Raw genomic sequence first — 14,597 nt, forward strand, 5'->3', positions numbered from 1 at the left:
CCGCACCTCGCGAGCTTCCGACTATCACACCTGACGTCAGAACCCTTGACGGCACTTCCGAGCCCTCACATACTGACGGCCAAATCGATTTGGCCAAATCGATTTGGCTCTCCGTCCAGGGCCGGATCGCGGCTGAACCCAAGCGTGTCGAACGCCGATCGGAGCTCGAACGTGTCAAGTCCCCGCCACACCCTCCCCGGTACGCCACAGCCACCCACGACGGAACCGCCCGCCCCCGCCGAGGCCGACAGCGCTCCCACCGACCAGGCCGTCCATCCCGTGGACGAGTCCCGCCCCATCGGCCGGATCCTGCTCTTCGGCGTCCAGCACGTCCTCGTCATGGCCGCCACCCCCATCTCGGCGATCTTCCTGATGAGCGCCACCCTCCGCCTCAGCCCGGCCCTGACCGTCAACCTCCTCTCCGCCGCCTTCGTCCTCTCCGGCATCGGATCCCTGATCCAGTCGCTCGGACCCTGGAAGTTCGGCCCCCGCCTCCCCTTCGTGATGCTCCCGGGCGGCGCGCCGCTCATCCTCTTCATCGCCATCGCCGAACAGCACGGCCTGCGCACCGCCACCGGCGCGGTCATCCTCACCGCCGCCTTCTACTTCGTCGTCCTCCCCGTCTTCTCCCGGCTGTTGACCTTCTTCCCCGCCCTCGTCATCGGCACGATGATCGTCATCGTCGGCGTCAACCTGGTGAAGGTCGGCGCCGTCCTCGTCACCGGCCGCCCCGGACAACCCGGCTTCGCCGACCCCATGAACCTGGGGCTCGGCATGGCCACCATCGGCTTCACCGTGGTCTTCTACCTGCTGTCCAGCGGCATCCTGCGCCAACTCGCCGTCATGCTGGGCCTGCTCGCCGGTACCGCCCTAGCCGTCGCCCTCGGCGCCGTGGACTTCTCGAACGCGGCCGGCCACGACCTCCTCGGCATGCCGCAGCCGCTGCCCTTCGGCTCACCCCAGTTCAACCTGCTCGCCGCGCTGCCCCTGATGCTCTACAGCCTCGCCTCCATGGCCGAGGCCACCGGCCAGACCGTCATCAACGCCGAGGCCGTCGGCAAGGACATCGACCGGCGCACGGCCGTCCCCCAGACCATCCGCGGCGACGCCCTCACCTCCCTCGCCGGCGGGTTCTTCGGCCTGCCGCTCATGGTGACGAGCGGCGAGAACATCGGGATCGTCCGCGTCACCGGCGTACGCAGCCGCTACGTCACCGCCGCCGCCGGCGGCGTCCTCATCGTCATCGGCTTCCTCGCGCCCGTCACCCACGCCATCAGCGTCATCCCCTCCGCGGTCATAGGCGGCACCGCCATGGTCGTCTTCGCCGTCATCACCGTCCTCGGCGTGCAGATGCTCGGTCGCTCCGGTCTCGACCAGCACACCAACACCTTCGTCTGCGCCGTCGCCCTCGCGCTCGGCCTGCTGCCCATCCTCATCCCCGGGGTCTACGCGGGCTTCCCGCCGAACCTCCGCATCCTCCTGGAAAGCGGTGTCGCCGTCGGCGCGTTCGTCGCCGCCGTGCTCAACGTCCTCTTCCACCACATCCGGCCGGCCGTCACCGCGCGCGTGGCCGCCGCCCGTACGGAAAGCGACAACACCGACCGATGAACCAGCTCATCCGTGACCTCCTCGACGGGCCCGGCCCGTTCCTCCTCGTACCGGACGCCGTCCTGCTGCCCGAAGGGCCGGCCGAAGGCATGGCGGTCGTCGTCGCCGAAGGCTCCTTCCTCGCCGTCGGCGACGCGGAGGAAGTCCAGCACACGCACCCCCACCTCGACCCCGTACGGCTCCCCGGACACCTCCTGATGCCCGGCTTCGTCGACGCGCACCACCACCTCACCCAGACCTTCGGCTCGGCCCTCGCCTACGGGGAGCCGTCGGAGATCTTCCGCCGGGTATGGGTACCGCTGGAAGGCGCGCTGGACGAGGAATCGGCGTACACGGCGGCCAAGCTGGCGGCGCTCGAAGCGCTGCGCGGCGGCTTCACCACCGTCACCGACGCGGGCAACCGCACCGGCGTGGACGTCGACGTGGTGGCCTCCGCCGCCCGCGACGCCGGCATCCGCTGCGTACTGGGCCTGATCTGCGACGACGCACTGCCCGACGGCACCGACCCCGGCCATCGCCGTCCCTCCACCGCGGAACGCGCGGAGAAGCACCTGGCCCGCTACGAGGGCGACGCCCTCGTCCACGCCTCCCTGGCCGTCTCCATCCCCGAGGCCGCCACCACCGCCACCCTCCAGCGCACCGCCCGTCTCGCCGCCGAAGCCGGAGCGACCGTCCAGATCCACGTCAACGAACACCTGGCCGGCGTCGAACGCTCCCTCGTGCGACACGGTCTGCGCCCCCTGGAGCACCTGCACCACCTCGGCGTCCTCGGCCCCCAACTGCTCGCCGCACACGCCACCCTGCTCACCCCCCGCGAGCTGACCCTGCTCGCCGACACCGGCACCGCCGTCAGCTACAACCCCGTGGCCAGCGCCTGGAAGGGCAACGCCGTCGCCCCGGCCACCACCATGGCCGAACGCGGCATCCGCTTCGGTCTCGGCACCGACGGCACGCGCGGCGACGGCTTCCGGCTCTCCGAGGCGGCCGAGTTCGCCCAACGCCTCGCGTACGGCCTCGCCACCGGCGACTCCTCCTGCGGCGCCGGCTGGACCTGGCTCGAACACGCCACGCGGGGCGGCGCCGACGCGGTGGGCCTCGGCGCCCGTACCGGCACGATCGCCACGGGCCTGGCCGCCGACTTCCTCCTCGTCGACGTCACCACTCCCGAACTCGCCCTGTCCTGGGACCTCCCCTGGGAGCTCGTACGACGCGGCAACCGCGACCAGATCAGCGCCGTGTTCGTCGCGGGTCGCCTGCGCCTGTGGCGCGGCCTGCCCACCGGCTGGGACGGCCCCGCCCTCGTCGGGCAGGCCACCGTCCTCGCCCGCGCCGCGGTGGAGCGGGCCCCCATCACCCGGGTCCACCGCACCTCCACCGCCGCCCGCGAACGCGGCACCGCGCGATGAGCCCCACCACCCTCATCGTCCTCGCCGTCACGGTCGCCGTGGCCGCCTTCGTCCAGGGCAGCAGCGGCCTCGGCTTCGCCCTGATCGTGGCGCCGGTCGCCGGGATCCTCGACCCGGGCCTGCTTCCCGTGTTCGTGCTGGCGTCGATGATCCCGCTGAACCTGTACGTCGCCTGGCGCGAGCGGGCCGCCCTGGACCTGCGGGGCGCCGGCTGGATCAGCGCCGCCAGACTCGCCGCCACCCCCGGCGGGCTCGCGTTGCTCTGGCTGATCCCGGACCGCAGCATCGGCCTGTTCGTCGGCATCGCCACCGTCCTGGCGGCGGTGGTGAGCCTCGCCGCACCCGCCTTCACCCCCGGGCGGCTCGCCTACGTCGGGGCGGGCGCGGTGACCGGGCTGACGGAGACCGCGACCGGCGTGGGCGGCCCCCCGCTCGCCCTCGTGTACCAGCACCGGCCGCCCGCCGAGCTCCGCGCGACCGTCGCGCTCTGTTTCCTCGTCGGCGAAGTGGCCTCGCTCCTACTGCTGTTCGCGACGGGCGAGGGCCACGTCCAGGATCTCGGCTGGGCGGCCCTGCTCCTGCCGGCGATGGCCGCCGGGGCGTGGCTGAGCCGCCTGGTCCACCACCGGCTCGACGCCCGCCGGATGCGACTGTTCGTCCTGGTGTTCGCCCTGGTCTCCGGCCTCGTCCTCATGCTGGGGGTGTGACGGGAGGTGTCAGCGGCGGGGCGACCCGCAGCGAAGACGCCCGCACCACCAACCGCGGCGCGGGCGGCGTGGCCACCGACACGGTGGCCGCCGCCCCGCCCCGCAACCGCCCCAGCAGCAGCTCCACCGCGTCGGCCGCCGCCCGGTCCAGGTGCAGGTCGACGGCGGTCAGCAGCGGATCACAGGTCCGGGCGCGCAGCCCGTCGTACCGGGTGACGACCATGACGTCATCCGGTACGGAGCGTCCGCTCTCCCGGATCGCCCGGACCGCCCCCACCGCGAACACGTCCACCAGCGCGCACACGGCGTCGATCCCGGGATGCTCCGCCAGCAGCGCCGCGCACCGTTCGTAGCCGGCCCGTTCTCCGCCCGCCTCGGACGCGGTCGCCACGATCGGCTCCCACCCGTACCGCGCGGCGGTGCGCTCGTACGCCTCGCGCGCGTCGACGGAGGAGTGCCGCCCGCCGGACCCGATGAGCAGCGCCGGCCGCCGCGCACCCTGCTCCCGCAGGTGCGCGAGCAGCATCTCGGTCACGGGCCCGCCGCGCAGGTCCACGTACGGGGCCTCCTCCCGCGGCGACACGGGCCGCCCGAGCGCCACGTACGGCAACCCGCGCTCCCTCAGCAACGCGACCGCCGGATCGTCCACGTCCGGTTCGACGACGATGGCTCCGTCGATGTCGACGGAGTGCAGCCCGGACCCGGACCGTACGGGCGGCACCAGCACGAGCGCGTAGCCGTGCACCAGCGCGCTCTCGGCGGCGGCGGCGGCGACCTCCATGTAGAACCCGAGCCGCGACGTGCCACCGGCGACGGCGAAGGGCATCGACGAGGCCAGCGCGATCGCCTTGGCCTGCCCCCGCCGCAACCGCTGCGCGCGCAGGTTCGGCCGGTACCCCAGCTCGGCGGCGACCTGCTTGATCCGCTCCCGCGTCCGCGGATCCACCTTCCCGAGCCCGTTGAGCGCATGCGAAACCGTCGTGCGCGACACCCCGGCGACCCGTGCCACATCGGCGATCGTCGGAGGCTTGGGCACCGGATCGGACGGCGTCATCGACGCGCACACTCCCAACGTCTGGACAACGGCTGACCCCGCCATCTTCCCCGACGCGTCCCCGCCCCGCCGACCCCCTCCCTCCCGCGACGGTGGGTCACGTCGATGTCGCCTCGCCGGGTCGGCCGCCGCCGAAGTGCCGGGCGGACTTGCCTTCCTGGGCCAGCCTGCGCAGGGCGAGCAGGGCGGGTTCGAGGAGGACCGCGACCAGCACGGCCCGCTCGGCCTGTGCCAGCAGGTCGCGCTCGCCGCTCATCTGTCCGACGTCCAGGTCGGCGATGCTGTCGGCGAGTCGGGCGTAGGGCAGCAGGCCGCGCCAGTCGATGTCGGCGCCCAGGTCGGCGAGCGCGGCGAGGACCTCCGCCAGGGTGTGCGCGGCCGGATTGCCCCGGGACACCTCCCACCCCATCTCTGCGATCAACCTGTGTGCGTCGGCCAGGCCCGCCGGCTCCGGCGCCTGCTCCTTCGCGGGCGGTTCGGTGCCGGCGTCCTCCTCCATCCTGGTCGGACGTACGCCCAGCGCGATCCCGAACACCTGGTGCAGATCCTCTTGTTCGGCGGTGATCGCGTCCAGGATCTCCTTCGTCGCGCTGACCGACAGGCCGCGCGTCCCGATCAGGGTGCGGATGAACCGAAGCCGGTGCACGTGGTCTTCGCCGTATTCGGCCTGGTTGGCGGCGGTGGCCCGCCCCGGGGGGAGCAGCCCTTCGCGCAAGTAGTACTTGATCAGCGGCACTTGTACGCCGGTACGTCGACCGAGTTCGGAAACCTTCATCGGCTCACTTCCTGGGCAACGGATAGTGGATAGCACTATTATCCATTCTAGGGTCGCCTGATCGTCAACCGCGGCGCTGAACACGACCGACCCGCCTGCTGACCGACCGAAAGGATTCTCCTCTCATGTTCGGCACACTCATGCTCATCGCCGGTCCCACCGTGCTGTTCCGGCTGCTCGGCGCGTGCGGCGTCGGCCGGTTCAAGACCTGGCGGGTGTCCGCCCTGCACGGCCTCGCGGTCATGCTGGTGTTCACGGCGAGCGCGCACTTCGTCCCGTCCGCCCTCGGCCCGATGCCCGGTCACGACGACGTGGTCGCGATGGTCCCCCCGTACGTGCCGTTCCCCCGCCTCACGGTCTACGCGACGGGCGTCCTGGAACTCCTCGGCGCCGCCGGACTCGTCCGGGAGGCCACCCGGCCGACGGCCGGGCTCTGCCTCGCCGCGCTGTTCGTCCTGATGCTCCCGGCCAACATCCACGCGGCCGTCGAGGGGGTCTCGTTCAACGGGGAGCCGGCGACGCCGCTGTGGTTCAGGATCCCCGAACAGGTGCTCTTCATCGGCATCGCCCTGTGGGCCTACGCCCCGACGCGCGCCGCGGCTGCCCGCCGCGCCGACGCGGCACCCGCTCAGGCGAACCCCTGAGCGAGGCTCCGGTCCAGCTCCCACAGGCGTGCTGCGAAATGCCTCGCCGCGGGGCGACTTGACCGCCGCCCTCTCCGAGGACGCCCGCCACTCGGTACCTGCCGTCGATGACTTCGCCGACGTGCCGTGCGCTCGCCTGCATCTCTCCGCGGTCGTGGGGGTGGTGGGGGTGGTGGGGATGAGGTGACGGTGGTTCAGGCGCTCCGGATGAGGCCCGGGTCGGCGAACTTGCCGCGCGCCCACGCCGGTGCGGTGTCCAGGTCGTCCCAGTGCGTGCCGTCGCGCCGCGGGTACGGGAAGACGTACGGGTCGCGGATGCCCGCCTTGCCGGTGCCGGAGCGACCGACCAGCAGGACGTGGCGGCGGGCGTGCGGGGCGAGCAGCGGCTCGGGCAGCAGCCGGTGCGTGCCCACCCGTACGGAGACCGGGCGAAGGTCGGGCAGGGCGCGGCGCCGCTCGCATCCGCCGGCAGTCCACGTGGTGGGCGCGGAGCGCGGCGGCGACGGGGGAGGGCCCAAGGCCGGCACGCTCTCCCCCGCCGTGCAGGACCTGAGCCCGAAGGAGCGTCTGGTACTCACCACCCTGGCCCAGCGCCATCTGCGCCAGGAGCGGCACCCACAGCCGGCGTCGTGGAAGCGGGCCGCCGACGACCTGAACCGGGTCGCGGCGGTGCCCGTGGACGCCGAAGGCCGCCGCGCACCTGGTCGCCGCGGTCCGGGAACGTCTCTCGACGGGGAGGGCCGCCATCCCGGGACTGCTGCGCGTCGCCGGTGGCCGGCTCCGCCCGCCAGAGCGCTATGCCCGTATTGCCCGGATATTCTGGGAAGCGTGATCGAATCCGGACGGCCGCGGCTCCGTCGGCGCTACAGCCGGGGGATGCTCGTACGGCTGTCTCCGGTCATGTTGACCATCGTGATCGCAAGCCTGGCCTACGCCACTCCGCCGGAGATGGCCTTCAGCCGCCTCCTGCCCGCGGCGCCGGCCCTGGCCGCCGCCATGTGGCCGGTCCTCCCCACCGTCCTGCTCGGCACGGTCTGCCTCTTCCTGATGATCGGCCTCAGCCTCGTCTTCCCCGATCTGGGTACGTGGTGGACGGCCGCGGGGATCATCGCGGTCACCGTGGCCGCCGCGTACGGAAGCCACGTCCGCCTCCAGCGGGAGCGCACCCTCTTCCAGGTGCGGCTCGTCGCCGAGGCGGCCCAGCAGGTGGTGCTGAGCCCCATGCCACGCCGCTTCGGGAAGGTCGAGATCGAGTCGCTGTACCTCGCGGCCGCGGCGGAGGCCCGCATCGGCGGGGACTTCTACGAGGTGGTCGACACGCCCTACGGGGTCAGGCTGCTCATCGGTGACGTGCGGGGCAAGGGCCTGCCGGCGGTGGGGGCGGCCGCGGCCATCGTCAACGCCTTCCGGGAGGCGGCCTACGGCGAGCCCGACCTGGTCGACGTCGCGCGCAGGCTGGACGCGAGCAGTACGCGGTACAACGCCGCCTTTCCCCCGGACGGGCCCATGGAGCGCTTCGCCACCGCCCTTCTCGCCGAGATCCCGCACGAGGCCGGACGTATCGACATCCTCAACTGCGGACACCCCCCGCCGCTCCTCCTGAACCGGGGGAACCTCCGCGTCCTGGAGCCCGCCACCCCCTCCCCCCTGCTCAGCCTCGCGGAACTGATCGGTGATCACTACAGCGTCGACACCTTCGAGTTCGCCCCCGGCGACCTGCTGCTCCTCTATACCGACGGGATCGCCGAGACCCGCGCCCGCGACGGCGAGTTCTTCCCGCTGGCGGCCTGGATGCGTCGACAGCCCCCGAGGCCGCCCCGCGAACTGCTCACGGCCCTCCACCGCGACCTCCTGCGCCACAGCAGAGGGCGCCTTGACGACGACATCGCCGCCCTCGCCGTACGCCTGCGCACACCCTGAGGATTCGCTCCCGCGTTCGAGGCTCGGTCGGGGGCGGGGTGCGGGGTCAGCCGCTGTGCCGGCGGAGTTCCCCCGTGCCCAGGGCGATGGTGACGCGAGGCCGCATGGGCCCATCACCGCGGCGGGACAGCAGCACGATCTCGTCGACCCGCGCCGACGTGCTGCCCAGCCGGGCGGCACACTCCGCTGCCAGGCCCCGCGGGTCACGGGTGCGTCCCAGTGACAGGTGGGGCGTGAAAGTCGAGGATCGTCCGCAGCGGGGGAACGGCTCGACCAGCGCGCGCTGAAGCGCCGTCCAGGGGGCGAGGCCGGCCGCGGCGGGGTCGAGCCATACGGTGGCGTAGGCGCGGTGCCGGAAGGCGCGCACACCGCTGAGACGGATGGCGAACGGCTCCCTGGCGGCTGCCGCGGCGGCCAGCAGCGCGGCCGCCTCCACGAAGTCGGCCTCCGGGACGAAGCCGAAGACCAGGTTCACATGGGGTGGCCAGCGACGGATCTGCGGGTCGTGCACGGCACGGATGCTCTGAATGGCCGGCCACGATCCGGCCGGCGGAAGCCACGCGAGGGCGGTCCGGGGCGTCGGAGCCGACTCCACGAACCCCGGGACACCGGCGCGGGCAGCGGTCGGGGTCTGGTTCACATGACCATGATGACTCCGTCGGAGCTCTCGCTCCGAAACCCACAGATCACGCCGCTGACCAGGCAGACAGCTCCCTGCCGCCCCGGGCGCGCCCTGCGCGGGGCCGTCAGGTGCGCCAGCATGGTTGCAGAAGCGCCGGCGCAGGGGGAGCCCCAGCGAAAACCCGTGGTGACAGGAGCGGAAGATGTCCTTGCTTGTTTCAGCGCTCACCGCCGTCCTGGCCGTCGGCTTGCCCTTGGGCGGGGTCGACGGCCAGGACGTGACGGTGAAGGAGTCCTTCCAGGCGGCCGATGAACGGCCCACACCCCAGGCGGTCACGTTCGACCCCGAAGCGGTACCGGTCGGCGGCGAGGTCACCGTCACCGAGCGGGTCGGGCGCGACGTCACCCGGGTGGAGCTGCGGCTCGACGGCGTCGAGGCGAACCGTACGTTCGGCGCGCACGTACACCAGAAGCCGTGCGGCAGCGAGCCGAACGCCTCCGGGCCGCACTACCAGAACACCGCGGACCCCAAACAGCCCTCGACGGACCCCAAGTACGCCAACCCCCACAACGAGGTGTGGCTCGACATCACCACCGACCGCGACGGCAGGGGAACCTCGGCATCCACCACGTCCTGGCAGTTCCGCGACGGTGGGGCCCGCTCCGTGGTGATCCACGACCACGCCACCCACACGGCACCCGGCGAAGCCGGCACGGCCGGGGCGCGGCTCGCCTGCGTCAACGTGTCGTTCAAGTAGCAGGCACCCGTTCCGGGGGGCGGCGAAGTCGACGTGCTCGTCATGCACCTGACCAGCTGAGATATGTTGTGCGTCTCATTGCGGGACGACGTACGGAGCACGTGCATGACGCAGAACAGCCGGCCGGGAGCGCACGGGCGCGGTGGGGACGGCGCCCCGCAGTGGGGAGGGTGGCCGGCGGCGGCGCCTCGGCCCGGGGTGATACCCCTGCGCCCCCTGACCCTCGGTGACATCGTCAGTGGATGCTTCGCGACCCTGCGCGGGCACGGGAAGACGCTCGTCGGTGTGCTGCTCGCCGTGCAGGGCATCGTCCTGACCGTGATGGCCGTCGCCGCGGGCATCACCGTGGCCACGGTCCACGCCCACATCGAGCCCGTCTTCGATGCGCCGTACGGCGAGGCTCCGGCGTCCGAGCACGTCGTGCCGCTGGTGGTCGCCGCCGCCGTCCTGTTCGTGCTGCTCTTCGTCATCGGCATGCTCGGCGTATCGGTCATCGCCGCGGTCTGCCCGGCCGTCCTGAGGGAGGCCGTGACGGGACGTCCCACCACCTTCCGCGCGATGTGGCGGGCCTCCGTCCGGCGGGCCCCCGCGGTGGCCGGCGCGTTGTTCCTCAGCGCCCTGATCGCGGGGTCCCCGGTGTTCCTCGCCCTGGCGGTGTGGGGAGCACTGGTCGCGTCCGTCGACTCCCACGGCAGCGCGTTCGCACTCCTCGGCGTCCTCCCGCTCCTGATGCTGGCCGCCGCGCCGCTGTCCGTGTGGCTCAGTACCCGCTACAGCCTGGCCTCGGCCGTCGTGGTGCTGGAGGACGCGCATCCGGTCACCGGTCTGCGGCGCTCGGTCGCGCTCGTGCGGGGCGACTGGTGGCGGATCTTCGGCATCACCATCCTCGCCGGTCTGCTGGCGGGCGCGATCGCGTACGTGATCCAGCTCCCGTTCCACCTCATCGGCACGTTCGCGCTGATGCCCGCCGCCGCGGCGATGCCCTACGGCGACGACGCCTCGGCGGGGGTCGTCGTCGCCCTGGTGTTCGCCCTGTTCCTCATCCTGGTCGCCGGCGCCGCCGGCCAGGCCTTCCAGATCGGATTCACCCAGCTGGCGAGCGCCCTGCTGTACGTCGACCAGCGCATCCGGCGCGAAGGCCTCGCCGAGGCCCTCCTCACCGACCTCGCCACCGCTGCCGCGACCGCGGCCCCGGGCGCCGCTACGCCGCGCCCGCCGAGCTGATCAGTACGTCGAGGAGGGCGAGGAGCGCGTCCCGTACGTCGCCGCGGGCGCGGGCGTCGAGCAGGAGGACGGGCGTGGCCGGGTCGCGCAGGTGCAGCGCGGAGGCGATCTCCTCGGCGGTGTAGGGCTGTTCGCCGTGGAAGCAGTTCGCGGCCACGACGAACGGCAGCCCGCGGCTCTCGAAGAAGTCGACGGCCGGGAAGCCACGGTCCAGGCGCCGCGTGTCGACGAGGACGAGCGCGCCGAGGGCGCCGCCCAGCAGGTCGTCCCACATGAACCAGAAGCGTTCCTGGCCCGGGGTGCCGAACAGGTAGAGGACGACTCCCGCGTCGGCGAGGGTGAGCCGGCCGAAGTCCATGGCCACGGTGGTGACGGCCTTGGACTCGATGCCGTCGAGGTCGTCCACGCCCACGCCGGCGGCGGTCAAACGCTCCTCCGTACGCAGCGGCTCGATCTCGGAGATCGTCTCGACCAGGGTCGTCTTGCCGACGCCGAAGCCACCCGCGATGAGGATCTTGACAGGCGACACCTGTCCGGGTCCGGCAGCCTGGGCGGGCAGGGTGGATGGGGCGGACGGGGTGGATGGGGCGTATCCGTCATATCCGGGCAAGGTTGTCCCTGATTCTCATGAGCAGGTGGACGTTGGTGGTCTCCGCCCCCTCCAGGGGCGGCCGGTGGTGGATCAGCCCGCGGTCCGCGAGCTCGCCGAGCAGCAGCGTCATCGGGGTGAGGCGGATCCCCATCCGCGCCGCGATCTCGGCGACCGCCCGGCCGCCCGGCGGGGCGCACATGGCCAGGACGGCCTGCCATTCGGTGGGCAGGCCGGCCTGGGCATCGACACCGACGGCCGCCGTGATCGTGGTGTCCATGGTGAGAACCGTGTGCGGCGCGGCGGTCCGACCGTCCGTCAGCGCGTACAGCCGGGTCCGGCGGCGGCCGCCGCGCCGCGGTTCCTCGGGCTCGGGCCTCTGCGGCTCGGGCAACCCGGACTCGGGCATGTCGGAATCGGCCATTACGGCTTCGGGGCCGCGGACCGCTCGGGGGTGCCCAGCCATTCGCCGAGCGCCTGGGCGGTGCGTACGGCCTCGCCGCCCAGCTCGCCGAGGCGGGCCTTGCGGGAGGTCACCACGATGAGCGTGCTGCCCTCACCGCATCCGACGACGCAGAAGTACCGGTCGTCCATCTCGACCAGCTGGCGGATCACCCGGCCGCCGTCGATCTCCCGGGATATCGCCTTCATCGTGGCGGCGATCCCGGAGGCCGCGGCCGCCATGCGCTCCGACTGGTCCCGGTCGAGGAGATAGGCGCTGAGCGGGATCCCGTCGTTGGAGAGGAGTACGGCTCCCTGGATGCCGGCGATCCGGCTCAGGTTGTTGTCGAGGACACTGAAAATCATGTCGGTTGACGTCGCGGAGGAGTCGGGGTTCGTCATCGCTGGTCCTGTTCCTGTCTGAGCTCGGCTTCCACCTTCTGCGTCCCCTCTTCGTAGTCCGCCCAGGCGTCGGCCACCTCTTCGGGGGTGGCCGTGTCCGTTCCGGTGCCCGGCTCCGGCGCTCGCGGTCCGAGCAGTTGCCGGGTCATGTGGGTCTGCGGGACACGCTCCGGGAGGGCGGGGCGGGCGCCACCCGGTCGGGCGCCGCCGTCCCCGGTCACGGGTCGGAGTACGGGCGTACGCGGCGCCAGTACCGGTACCGCTACCGGTACCGGCCGCTCGGCGAGGGCCCGGGGCGGGCCCGGCGAGACCGGCGCCGGTTGTACGGGGAGGGGTATGGGGGCGGGGGCGGCGGACTCGGGGGTGACCGCCGCGGCGGGGGCGGCCGTCGACACCAGCAGCTCCCGCGGCAGTATGACGACCGCCGAGGTGCCCCCGAACACCGAACGCCTCAGGGTGACCTTGGCCTTGAGCTGGTCGGCGAGGTGGCCGACCACGAACAGGCCCAGCCGGTGCGCGTTCTCGGCGAGTTCGGAGTACGGCGGCGCCGAGTGCAGGCGCCGGTTCATCTCCTCGTAGCCCGTCGTGCCCACGCGCGGGCCGCGGTCCTCTATCTCCACCGACAGACCGTCCGCGACCAGTTCGGCCCGGATGACCACCTTCGACCTCGGTGGGGAGAACCGGGTGGCGTTGTCCAGGAGTTCCGCCAGCAGGTGGCTGATCTGGCTGATGACGCTCGGTTCGACGCTCGCCTCGTCCAGCGCGTGCCGTTCGATCCGCCGGAAGTCCTCGACCTCCGCCGCGGCCTCGCGCAGCAGGTCGGCGACGCGCATCGGCTCGGTGTGCGGGTCGGGGATCTCGCCGCCGGATAGGATGAGCAGGTTCTCGATCTGCCGCCGCATGCCGACGGTCAGCTGGTCGGAGCGCATCAACTCGGCGAGCAGCGCCTCGTCGTGGCCGAAGGTGTCCTGGATGTCCTCGGTGAGGCTCAGCTGGCGGCTGACCAGGTTCCCGGTGCGCGAGGCGATGCCGGAGGCGAACATGCCGAACCCGTGGCGCTCGGCCGCGAGCTGCCGGTGGCCGTCCACGGACACGGCGACGACCCGTGCGAACGCGTCGTTGATGCGTCCGACCTCGTCCTGGTCCCCGCTCACCTTCGGCAGCACCTCGTCATCGACGGGCCGGCCGCGGTGCAGCCGGGCCACGATGTCCGGCAGCGTCTCGTCGGCGATGGCGACGGTGCGTTCGTGCAGCCCGCGCAGCCGGCGGAGCACCGAACGGGTGGTGAGCACGACGACGCCGACGACGAGCAGCAGCCCGCCGGCGCTGCCGCCCACCAGCCAGTAGAGCTCGGTCTCCAGCTCGGAGGCGTTCGCGTCGGCGTGCACGAGCAGGTCGCGCGAGCGCTGGGCGCTGATCTCGGCCAGCTGCGTCGCGAACACCTGGTGCGCCGCCGGCCAGTCGCCGACGTCGGCCGGCAGTTTCATCCCGGAATCGGTGATCTTGTGCTGGGCGACGATCGCGTTCTCGACGCGGAGCTTCGTCTTCCAGGCGTCCGAGGTGGTGATCCGCTCGTACGTCTGCTTCTCGCCGGCCGGCAGGTACGGCACGATCCACGTGTCGTACAGATGCCGATGCGACCCGGAGTTGCTGAGGAACTCGCCGAAGGCGGCGGGCGTCAGCTCTCTGGACGGTCCGGCCAGCGTGAGGATCGTGTCCTGGCGGGCCAGCATCTCGCCGGCCGAGATCATGGCGACGACCGGGCGGCTCTCCTCGACGAGCCCGGCGTCGTCCGCGTGGCTGAACGCCCCCTGGTAGAGGCCGGTGATCCCGTCGATGACGTCGTTGTAGTACGCCATCGTCTGCGCGGCGACGCCGTTGCGGGCGTCCGCGTGCGAGCGGAAGGCGGCCAGCCGGTCGAGGCGGGACTTGACGGCCCGCGCCTGTTCCGCGGCCTGCGGGGACTCCGCCTGGTCTTCGGTCGCCAGGCGCCGGAACTCGGCCGCGGCCTGGTCGGTGGCCGCCCTGCGCTCGCGCAGGTCGCTGTCACGGACGGGGGCGCCCGCCCAACGCGCGGCGGTCACCTTGCGTTCCGCCTGGAGCGCGACCATGAGCCGGTACAGCGGCTCGCCGATCCGCTTGCTGGTCGCCAGGTCGGCGCGCAGGTGATCGGCCTGCTCCAGGAGCCGTTCGGCGGTGACCGCCACCTGGGCGCCCATGGCCACGGTGGGGACGACCGCGAGCAGGATCAGCAGCGTACGGAGGCGCACGACGCGCCGTCTTCGGGCCGTCGACGGCCTTGGGGTGCCTTCAGGTATGGCAGACATCGGTCCTCGAAAAACGGCGGGCGGGATCGCACGAGCGAGAGGGGCCGATCATAACCAGCCACAACGCACACTTACAGCCGTGCCCGCTCCCACAAAGCCACTGATGACCGAAGAATCGGAA

Annotated in this window: 15 protein-coding genes; 7 read left to right on the plus strand and 8 right to left on the minus strand. The window is 72.4% G+C overall.

The features are described from left to right. The first annotated feature begins 171 nt into the window (after positions 1 to 171). The 3 genes from M4D82_RS01715 to M4D82_RS01725 are packed head-to-tail and all read left to right on the plus strand — an operon-like array spanning position 172 to position 3,721. Complete coding sequence (locus M4D82_RS01715) at positions 172 to 1,608, plus strand: uracil-xanthine permease family protein (protein ID WP_249764289.1); 1,437 nt, start codon at positions 172 to 174, stop codon at positions 1,606 to 1,608. Further along, entirely contained in the window at positions 1,605 to 3,014 is a 1,410-nt protein-coding gene (locus M4D82_RS01720; RefSeq protein ID WP_249764290.1) for an amidohydrolase family protein, read from the plus strand. Before M4D82_RS01715 ends, M4D82_RS01720 begins: the two co-directional genes overlap by 4 nt. Beyond that, positions 3,011 to 3,721, plus strand: a complete 711-nt coding sequence (locus tag M4D82_RS01725; protein ID WP_249764291.1) for a sulfite exporter TauE/SafE family protein — start codon at positions 3,011 to 3,013, stop codon at positions 3,719 to 3,721. The genes M4D82_RS01720 and M4D82_RS01725 overlap by 4 nt, the downstream gene beginning before the upstream one ends. Here the strand turns inward: M4D82_RS01725 and M4D82_RS01730 are convergent. Both M4D82_RS01730 and M4D82_RS01735 read right to left on the minus strand, forming a co-directional pair. Next, a complete protein-coding gene (locus M4D82_RS01730; RefSeq protein ID WP_249764292.1) occupies positions 3,705 to 4,775 on the minus strand; it encodes a LacI family DNA-binding transcriptional regulator in 1,071 nt (356 codons plus the stop codon). The genes M4D82_RS01725 and M4D82_RS01730 overlap by 17 nt on opposite strands. Positions 4,776 to 4,872: 97 nt before the next feature. Then, positions 4,873 to 5,550 (minus strand): MerR family transcriptional regulator, encoded by a 678-nt coding sequence (locus M4D82_RS01735; protein WP_249764293.1) that lies wholly within the window; start codon positions 5,548 to 5,550, stop codon positions 4,873 to 4,875. Positions 5,551 to 5,675: 125 nt separating this feature from the next. Here M4D82_RS01735 and M4D82_RS01740 point away from each other — a divergent pair, with 125 nt between their 5' ends. Next, positions 5,676 to 6,194 (plus strand): DoxX family protein, encoded by a 519-nt coding sequence (locus M4D82_RS01740; RefSeq protein WP_249764294.1) that lies wholly within the window; start codon positions 5,676 to 5,678, stop codon positions 6,192 to 6,194. A gap of 194 nt (positions 6,195 to 6,388) precedes the next feature. Here the strand turns inward: M4D82_RS01740 and M4D82_RS01745 are convergent, their stop codons facing one another. After that, positions 6,389 to 6,712: a hypothetical protein gene (locus tag M4D82_RS01745; protein ID WP_249764295.1), complete on the minus strand. Its 324-nt coding sequence runs from the start codon at positions 6,710 to 6,712 to the stop codon at positions 6,389 to 6,391. Between the two features lie 310 nt (positions 6,713 to 7,022). Here M4D82_RS01745 and M4D82_RS01750 point away from each other — a divergent pair, with 310 nt between their 5' ends. Next, positions 7,023 to 8,114, plus strand: a complete 1,092-nt coding sequence (locus M4D82_RS01750; RefSeq protein WP_502988853.1) for a PP2C family protein-serine/threonine phosphatase — start codon at positions 7,023 to 7,025, stop codon at positions 8,112 to 8,114. Positions 8,115 to 8,160: 46 nt separating this feature from the next. On the opposite strand, the gene M4D82_RS01755 is transcribed toward M4D82_RS01750, so the two are convergent. After that, positions 8,161 to 8,754 carry a 2'-5' RNA ligase family protein gene (locus M4D82_RS01755; protein ID WP_349637032.1) on the minus strand — a complete coding sequence of 198 codons (594 nt, stop codon included), beginning with the start codon at positions 8,752 to 8,754 and terminating at the stop codon, positions 8,161 to 8,163. 184 nt (positions 8,755 to 8,938) lie between these two features. Here M4D82_RS01755 and M4D82_RS01760 point away from each other — a divergent pair, with 184 nt between their 5' ends. Continuing rightward, entirely contained in the window at positions 8,939 to 9,493 is a 555-nt protein-coding gene (locus M4D82_RS01760; RefSeq protein ID WP_249764297.1) for a superoxide dismutase family protein, read from the plus strand. A 105-nt stretch (positions 9,494 to 9,598) separates the two neighbouring features. Beyond that, positions 9,599 to 10,717, plus strand: a complete 1,119-nt coding sequence (locus M4D82_RS01765; RefSeq protein ID WP_249764298.1) for a hypothetical protein — start codon at positions 9,599 to 9,601, stop codon at positions 10,715 to 10,717. Here M4D82_RS01765 and M4D82_RS01770 read toward each other — a convergent pair. The 4 genes from M4D82_RS01770 to M4D82_RS01785 form a co-directional block, all read right to left on the minus strand. Beyond that, positions 10,695 to 11,246 carry a GTP-binding protein gene (locus tag M4D82_RS01770; protein ID WP_249764299.1) on the minus strand — a complete coding sequence of 184 codons (552 nt, stop codon included), beginning with the start codon at positions 11,244 to 11,246 and terminating at the stop codon, positions 10,695 to 10,697. The two genes, M4D82_RS01765 and M4D82_RS01770, sit on opposite strands and share 23 nt — an antisense overlap. Before the next feature lie 67 nt (positions 11,247 to 11,313). After that, a complete protein-coding gene (locus tag M4D82_RS01775; RefSeq protein WP_249764300.1) occupies positions 11,314 to 11,730 on the minus strand; it encodes a DUF742 domain-containing protein in 417 nt (138 codons plus the stop codon). Next, positions 11,730 to 12,113 carry a roadblock/LC7 domain-containing protein gene (locus tag M4D82_RS01780; protein ID WP_249764301.1) on the minus strand — a complete coding sequence of 128 codons (384 nt, stop codon included), beginning with the start codon at positions 12,111 to 12,113 and terminating at the stop codon, positions 11,730 to 11,732. Before M4D82_RS01780 ends, M4D82_RS01775 begins: the two co-directional genes overlap by 1 nt. 32 nt (positions 12,114 to 12,145) lie before the next feature. After that, on the minus strand, positions 12,146 to 14,419 hold the full coding sequence (locus M4D82_RS01785) for a sensor histidine kinase (RefSeq protein ID WP_249764302.1): 2,274 nt from the start codon (positions 14,417 to 14,419) through the stop codon (positions 12,146 to 12,148). Positions 14,420 to 14,597 lie beyond the last annotated feature (178 nt).

Origin of the sequence: Streptomyces sp. RerS4 (assembly GCF_023515955.1) — a bacterium.
GTDB lineage: Bacteria > Actinomycetota > Actinomycetes > Streptomycetales > Streptomycetaceae > Streptomyces.